The sequence below is a fragment of the Pseudomonas sp. P5_A2_2 genome (assembly GCF_054177685.1).
Genome location: NZ_JBGCUL010000205.1, coordinates 1 through 6,520, shown reverse-complemented (window position 1 = coordinate 6,520; position 6,520 = coordinate 1). Strand labels below are relative to the sequence as shown.

8 protein-coding genes and 1 pseudogene are annotated in these 6,520 nt (G+C 61.9%); 3 read left to right on the top strand and 6 right to left on the bottom strand.

All coding sequences use genetic code 11. The features are described from left to right. Window positions 1-132: 132 nt before the first annotated feature. Window positions 133-300, top strand: coding sequence for a hypothetical protein (locus ACXRVY_RS13980; RefSeq protein ID WP_223462638.1), 168 nt, complete (start codon window positions 133-135; stop codon window positions 298-300). A 63-nt stretch (window positions 301-363) separates the two neighbouring features. Here the strand turns inward: ACXRVY_RS13980 and dmpG are convergent, their stop codons facing one another. The 4 genes from dmpG to ACXRVY_RS13960 are packed head-to-tail and all read right to left on the bottom strand — an operon-like array spanning window position 364 to window position 3,968. Continuing rightward, window positions 364-1,398, bottom strand: coding sequence for a 4-hydroxy-2-oxovalerate aldolase (gene dmpG, locus ACXRVY_RS13975; protein ID WP_223462637.1), 1,035 nt, complete (start codon window positions 1,396-1,398; stop codon window positions 364-366). A 12-nt stretch (window positions 1,399-1,410) separates the two neighbouring features. Then, window positions 1,411-2,319 carry an acetaldehyde dehydrogenase (acetylating) gene (locus ACXRVY_RS13970; protein WP_223462636.1) on the bottom strand — a complete coding sequence of 303 codons (909 nt, stop codon included), beginning with the start codon at window positions 2,317-2,319 and terminating at the stop codon, window positions 1,411-1,413. Between the two features lie 18 nt (window positions 2,320-2,337). After that, a complete protein-coding gene (locus ACXRVY_RS13965) occupies window positions 2,338-3,129 on the bottom strand; it encodes a fumarylacetoacetate hydrolase family protein (RefSeq protein ID WP_223462635.1) in 792 nt (263 codons plus the stop codon). Continuing rightward, complete coding sequence (locus ACXRVY_RS13960) at window positions 3,126-3,968, bottom strand: alpha/beta fold hydrolase (RefSeq protein ID WP_223462634.1); 843 nt, start codon at window positions 3,966-3,968, stop codon at window positions 3,126-3,128. Before ACXRVY_RS13960 ends, ACXRVY_RS13965 begins: the two co-directional genes overlap by 4 nt. A gap of 271 nt (window positions 3,969-4,239) precedes the next feature. Here ACXRVY_RS13960 and ACXRVY_RS13955 point away from each other — a divergent pair, with 271 nt between their 5' ends. Together ACXRVY_RS13955 and ACXRVY_RS13950 are read left to right on the top strand one after the other, a co-directional pair. Continuing rightward, window positions 4,240-5,016 carry an SDR family oxidoreductase gene (locus ACXRVY_RS13955; protein ID WP_223462633.1) on the top strand — a complete coding sequence of 259 codons (777 nt, stop codon included), beginning with the start codon at window positions 4,240-4,242 and terminating at the stop codon, window positions 5,014-5,016. Between the two features lie 13 nt (window positions 5,017-5,029). Then, the gene (locus tag ACXRVY_RS13950; protein ID WP_458237588.1) at window positions 5,030-5,524 is read left to right on the top strand and encodes an SRPBCC family protein; all 495 of its coding nucleotides are present in this window, start codon (window positions 5,030-5,032) and stop codon (window positions 5,522-5,524) included. Window positions 5,525-5,855: 331 nt separating this feature from the next. Here ACXRVY_RS13950 and ACXRVY_RS13945 read toward each other — a convergent pair whose 3' ends face one another. Continuing rightward, on the bottom strand, window positions 5,856-6,290 hold the full coding sequence (locus tag ACXRVY_RS13945) for a nuclear transport factor 2 family protein (protein WP_223462631.1): 435 nt from the start codon (window positions 6,288-6,290) through the stop codon (window positions 5,856-5,858). Continuing rightward, window positions 6,287-6,520 (bottom strand): annotated as a pseudogene (locus tag ACXRVY_RS13940) (steroid delta-isomerase); the annotation flags it as partial. The gene ACXRVY_RS13945 and the pseudogene ACXRVY_RS13940, both read right to left, overlap by 4 nt.

The window sequence follows — 6,520 nt, the reverse complement described above, 5'->3', positions numbered from 1 at the left end:
GCACAGGTCCCGGGAGCACCCACAAGTGAAGGGACAGCTTCAAATCGATCGGCTAGTCCATTCGGACGAAGCCASTCGCGAACCGCCGCCATAACCTGTTTCTACAACAATAAAACCGTGTCGAGAGCCACCATGCGCAAATCCACTTGTGCTCTGTTCATCATCCTCTGTGCGGGTACTTCCACCAGCCTGTGCCAACTGTTCAAGAATGAAGCCTACCGACCGACCACGGCCTACTTCAGCTGTTTGAGCATGGCCATCAACTGTTACCCGCCAGTGGTGCGCAATCTGCTGCCTTGAGTGCTGTTTGCAACAGCCATAAAAAACCACCGAATCCCGGTGGTTTTTTCGTTGCTTCAAGGATCAGGTTGGCAAAACCCCTCGGGCCCGTGACAGGGTCAGCGCCAGGTCCTCGATCATATCTTCCTGCCCTCCCACCGTGCCGCGACGGCCCAGTTCCACCAGCAGCTCGCGAGCGGCAATCCCGTACTTCTGTTCAGCACGCTTGGCGAACAGCAGGAACGAGCTGTAGACCCCGGCATAACCCAACGTCAGGGCATCGCGGTCGAGGCGGATCGGCTGGTCCATCATCGGCACCACCAGGTCTTCGGCCACGTCCATGATCTTGTACAGATCGATTCCACTGTTAACGCCCATGCGCTCCAGCACCGCGACGAACACTTCCAGCGGCGTATTGCCCGCCCCCGCACCAAGACCTGCAACCGATCCGTCGATCCGCGCAGCACCGGCCTCGATCGCGGCCAGGGAGTTGGCGATGGCCATGCCCATGTTGTGGTGGCCGTGGAACCCGACTTCGGTCCCGGCATTCAGGCCGGCACGCAAAGCACCGATCTTTTGCGTCACTTCATCGGGCAGCATGTAGCCGGCCGAGTCGGTGCAGTAGATGCAGTTGGCGCCGTAGCTTTCCATCAGGCGCGCCTGCTCCAGCAGTTTCTCCGGGCTGACCATGTGCGCCATCATCAGGAAGCCGACGGTGTCCAGGCCCATCTTCGCCGACATGCCGATGTGCTGGCCGGACACGTCCGCTTCGGTGCAGTGAGTGGCGACACGAATGGTCGACACACCGTGTTCGTGGGCCATCTTCAGGTGGTCGAGGGTACCGATCCCCGGCAACAACAGGGCCGAGACCTTGGCCTGTTTCATCTGCGGGATCACCGCAGCGAAATATTCCTCGTCGCTGTGAGCGGGGAAACCGTAGTTCAGCGACGCACCGCCCAGGCCATCGCCGTGGGTGATCTCGATCAGCGGCACACCCGCAGCATCGAGGCCGGTGGCCACCGAGACCATTTGTTCGATGCTGATCTGGTGCTGTTTGGCGTGCATGCCGTCGCGCAGGCTCATGTCGTGCAGACGGACGCTCTTACCTTGCAAATTCATACTCATCTCCACTCAACGGACTGGCAGTTGCAGGGTGCCCTTGTGGGCTTCTTCGGCGAACATCTCGGCCGTGCGCAAACCGGCGGCGGTCATGATGTCGAGGTTGCCGGCGGACTTGGGCAGGAAATCGCCGAGGCCTTCGACCTCGATGAAAATCGACACCTTGCGCCCGTCGAACACCGGCCCGTTGATCAGCTTGTAGCCGGGCACATAGCGCTGCACTTCGCGGACCATCTCCAGCACCGAAGTGCGGATCGCATCCTGATTCGGCTCGTCATCGGTCAGGCAGTGGATGGTGTCGCGCATCATCAGCGGCGGCTCGGCCGGGTTGATCACGATGATCGCCTTGCCGCGTCGGGCGCCGCCGATCTTCTCCACCGCACCGGCGGTGGTGCGGGTGAACTCGTCGATGTTCTGCCGGGTACCCGGGCCGACCGAACCGGAAGAAACCGTCGCGACGATTTCGCCGTAACTCACCGGCTGCACCCGGGACACCGCCGCTACCATCGGGATGGTCGCCTGGCCACCGCAGGTGACCATGTTGACGTTCATCGCCAGGCTCGACGCGTGCTCCTTGAGGTTGACCGGCGGCACGCAGAACGGGCCGATGGCCGCTGGCGTGAGGTCGATCATGATCACCCCCAGCTCGTTGAGCTTGCGGCTGTTTTGCGCATGCACGTAGGCCGAGGTGGCATCGAAGGCGATACGGATGTCATCGTCGAGGACGTGGGGCAGCAAGCCGTCGACGCCGCCGGCGGTGGTTTTGATGCCCATTTCCCGGGCACGTTTCAGGCCCTCGGATTCGGGGTCGACACCCACCATCCACACCGGCTCGATCCATTGCGATCGGCACATTTTCATCAGCAGATCGGTGCCGATGTTGCCCGGGCCGATAATGGCCGCTCTGAGTTTTTTGCTCATTGGGTCAAACTCCAAAAGTCAGGCGCAGAAAGACACCCGGGCACTGCCCAGGCCATCGATAGTCAGCGAAAAGTGGTCGCCGGCACGGGCCGGTTCCAGTGGTACCAGGGATCCGGACAGGATGATTTCCCCGGCCTTGAACGGAATGCCGAAGGCACCCAGGGTGTTGGCCAGCCAGGCCACGGCGGTCAGCGGATTGCCCTGGACCGCCGAACCCAGGCCTTCRCTCAGGGGCTCACCGTTCTTGGACACGCGCATGCGCAGGTTGGGCAGGTCCAGCTCGCGGGGGTCGACCTGGCTGTCGCCCAGCACGAACACGCCGCAGGAGGCGTTGTCGGCCACGGTGTCCTGGATGCGGATGCGCCAGTCGTGAATCCGCGAGTCGACGATCTCGAAGCACGGCATCACGTATTCGGTGGCAGCCAGTACGTCGGCTTCGGTGATGCCGGGGCCGACCAGATCATGCTTGAGCTTGAAGGCGATCTCGCCCTCGGCCCGTGGCTGGATCAGTTTGTTGGCCGACAGGGAAATCTGCGCATCGTTATCGAAGGACATCTGCCGGGTGATGAAGCCGAAATCCGGCTGATGCACGTTGAGCATCTGCTGCACCGCCGCCGAGGTCACGCCGATTTTCTTGCCGACGATCTGGTCACCGGCCGCCACCCGACGCTCAATGGCGTACAGGGAAATGTGATAGGCGTCTTCGATGCTGATCGACGGCCAACGCTCGGTCAGCGGCGCCAGGGTGGAGCCGCTGAGCAGCGCCTGATAAAGCTCTTCGCCGAACTCACGGCGCAATTGCAGGCTCATCCGCGGGCCTCCTGAAAAAATGCCAGGCACTGGCGGTTGAACAGATCACGATGCTCGACCTGAACCCAATGCCCGCACTCGCTGAGCATCACGAAGCGGATGTTGCTGCAGTGTTCAAGCATGGTCTGGGCACCGGAGGACGGGCAGAACTTGTCGTTCATGCCCCAGAAGCCGAGGATCGGGCACTGCAACTCGCCCAGGCGCGACGTCATGTTCGGCACCTGCATGGTCGACAGCACGCACACCGGTTGCTGTTGCACCACGGCTACCCGCTCGTTGACCGTCTCGTCGCTGATCAGGCTTTCATCGAACAGTTGCAGGGCCAGCAGGCGACGCATGCCCGCCGCATCGTTCAGCTCACCCTTGGCGAAAGCCGCACCCATTTTCTGGATGCCTTCCATCTGCAGGTAATACTGTTCCTTTTCCATCAGGCCACCGGGGGCCATCAGCACCAGACGGCTGACACGCTGCGGTTGGTCGAGGGCCAGTTTGATCGCGATTGCGCCGCCCAGGGAGTTGCCGACCAGCACGCAGCGCTGGATGTCCAGGGCGTCGAGCAGACCGCTCAGCGCGGCCGTGAAGAAATCCAGGGTGTAGAGGGTGTCGGGTTTGTCCGAAGCGCCGTAGCCCGGCAGGTCGGGAACGATGATCCGGTAACCGGCCTCGGCAAACACCGGGTAGTTCTGCTTGAAGTTGCTGTGCCCGCTGGCACCCGGCCCGCTGCCGTGAATGAAAACCACCGGCTCGCCGCTGCCGCCATCCTTCCCGCTTATATCCACATAGCGCAGCTGCAAACCATCCGGCAGCGTAACGAAGTGCCCTTGCGCTGAAGCGCCCATAAGGTGTCCTCCCGGCCTGTTGTTGTAGCCGGATTATTCCGAGGGGCCGGGTGATCAACATCGTCCGACAGGACTACGCCTCCCCCCTGTAGGAGCGAGCCTGCTCGCGAAAAACGCCAGGACAACGCGTTCAGTCAGGCAGAACACGTTTTCGTTGACGTCCATCGCGAGCAGGCTCGCTCCTACAGTCTCTAGTCTCATCGGACGTTGGATTACAGGGACCACAGACCTAGCATCGACGGCATACCCGAGCGACAGAAAGAGAATTCCCATGCTTGATCCAATGGACTTTCACGGCAAAGTGATACTGGTCACCGGCGGTGGCAAAGGTGTCGGACGCGGCATTACTCAGCGCTTTCTGGACTGCGGCGCCGAGGTGGTGATCTGCGGTCGCGAAGCCCCGCCAACCCTGCCGGCCAGCGCCGGGCGCGAGGCGCTGTTCCTGCCCTGTGACCTGCGCGATGTCGAGCAATCCGGGCGCTTGATCGCACAAATCGTCGAGCGCTTCGGGCGCCTCGATGTGCTGGTCAACAACGCCGGCGGTTCACCGAATGCCGACGCCGCGACAGCCTCGCCGCGTTTCAGCGAGGCAATCATCCGTTTGAACCTGATTGCGCCACTGAACCTGTGCCAGCAGGCCAACCAGGTGATGCAAGCCCAGGCCGATGGCGGCGCGATCATCAACATCTGCAGCGTCAGCGCCACCCGCCCTTCCCCCGGCACCGCCGCTTATGGCGCGGCCAAGGCCGGATTGCTGAACCTGACCACCTCACTGGCGGTGGAATGGGCGCCGAAGGTGCGGGTCAACGCCGTCACCGCCGGGCTGATTCTCACCGAACAGGCGGCCATGCATTATGGTGACGACGCGGGCATTGCCCGGGTGGCGGCGACCATCCCGCTGCAACGTCTGGCGACCCCGGAAGACATCGGCGACACCTGCCTGTACCTGGCCTCGACGCTGGCCCGTTACGTCAGTGGCGCGGACATCGCGGTGCATGGCGCAGGCGAACGCCCGGCGTTTCTCGATGCGGCCCAATCCCATTCATAAGAGGACTTTCGAGATGCCCGTAGCCAGCCACAGCGTTGTACTGAACCTCACGCAACAAGCCGCCTGGATCAAACTGCGCGACCTGAGCCTCGCCCCACACTACGTACCGGGGCTCACCRGTTGCCAGTTTCATCCCGGCGCAACGCAAGGCGTCGGCGCCAGTCGCCGGGTGTTGCGCAAGGGCGGTCAGTATCTGGATGAAAGCGTGGTGCAGTGGCGGGAAGGCACTGGTTTCGTGCTGCGGTTGCACAAGGGCGACAATGACTCGCCCTTTCCGTTTCGCGAGGCGAGCTTCAGTTATGCCTTGCAAGCCGAAGGCAACGCGACCCGCATCACCCTGCAAATGAGTTACAGCCTGCGCGGTGGCAGGCTGTTTGAAGGATTGCTGGCCAAGGCCTTCAACAAGGTCGTGCGACAGATTGCCGAGAACCTCAAGGCCTTCTACGAAACCGGCCGTACACAGAATCCTGATATGGCTGTCAGCACATCCAACATTGATGTTGCCTGACACGCCGCCATCGCGGGCAAGCCCGCAGGGGATTGGGGATACTCGCAATGTCGGCGTCACCACAAAAAACTGTGGGAGCGAGCCTGCTCGCGAAGGGGCCGGCATATTCAACATTGATGTTGCCTGACACGCCGCCATCGCGAGCAAGCTCGCTCCCACAGTGATTTGGGTAGTTCGCAGATTTTGCATACGGCCACTGAACCTGTGGGAGCGAGCTTGCTCGCGATGAGGCCGGCACATTCAAAATTGATGTTGCCTGTCACGCAGCCATCGCGAGCAGGCTCGCTCCCACAGGGGGGATGGGTTGGGTCAGCTCTTGAGTGAGCGGCCTTCAGGAACGCGCCACTTCCAAGTGAGCGGTAAAACGGGTGGCGACTATCTTCCATTGTCCGGCGATACGCTGGTAACGGTCCTGATAAAAGCCACCCAGCTGCCGCGTCGCCCCGCTCTCGCCATCCAGGTTGAAATACCACAGGGCCCAACGGCCCTGGGCTTCACTCTCGCTCAGCACCTCGATTTCCGGATTGGCGCCATGATGCAGGTCGATCACCCGCTCATGGCAGGCCAGTTCGCGGTACAGCGCGGCAAAACTGTCGCGCTCGCAAAAGATCCCCAACGGTCCGTAATCGATCAGCACTTCACCTTCGGCAAAGCAATCGGCAATCACCTCGACCTGCTTGAGGTCGCAGGCGTTGAGGTAGCGATGCTTGAGCTGGCGGATGTCCTCCAGCGCTTCCAGGCGGGCGATACGCTGCTCCAGATTCATGCTGCACCTCGCGGGGTTACGTTAACTTCACTCCAGTAGGCTTTCATCGAACGGATCTTGCCGTCGGCATCGAACTCCATCACGTCGATCACATGCAGCGAGCACGGTTGCCCGCCCCACTCCATGTCGACCCGGAACGGCATCGCGCCGCAACCGTTGAGTGTCGCGCGCACCGGGCCGGTCTGGGTTGCCGAGACCTTCATCGCCCCCAGCCCTTCACGGTAAAAGCG

Bases quoted from the DNA above. Each gene is read 5' to 3' on its own strand.
- ACXRVY_RS13980 (WP_223462638.1), top strand. From the start codon at position 133: ATGCGCAAATCCACTTGTGCTCTGTTCATCATCCTCTGTGCGGGTACT.
- dmpG (WP_223462637.1), bottom strand. From the start codon at position 1,398: ATGAATTTGCAAGGTAAGAGCGTCCGTCTGCACGACATGAGCCTGCGC.
- ACXRVY_RS13970 (WP_223462636.1), bottom strand. From the start codon at position 2,319: ATGAGCAAAAAACTCAGAGCGGCCATTATCGGCCCGGGCAACATCGGC.
- ACXRVY_RS13960 (WP_223462634.1), bottom strand. From the start codon at position 3,968: ATGGGCGCTTCAGCGCAAGGGCACTTCGTTACGCTGCCGGATGGTTTG.
- ACXRVY_RS13955 (WP_223462633.1), top strand. From the start codon at position 4,240: ATGCTTGATCCAATGGACTTTCACGGCAAAGTGATACTGGTCACCGGC.
- ACXRVY_RS13945 (WP_223462631.1), bottom strand. From the start codon at position 6,290: ATGAATCTGGAGCAGCGTATCGCCCGCCTGGAAGCGCTGGAGGACATC.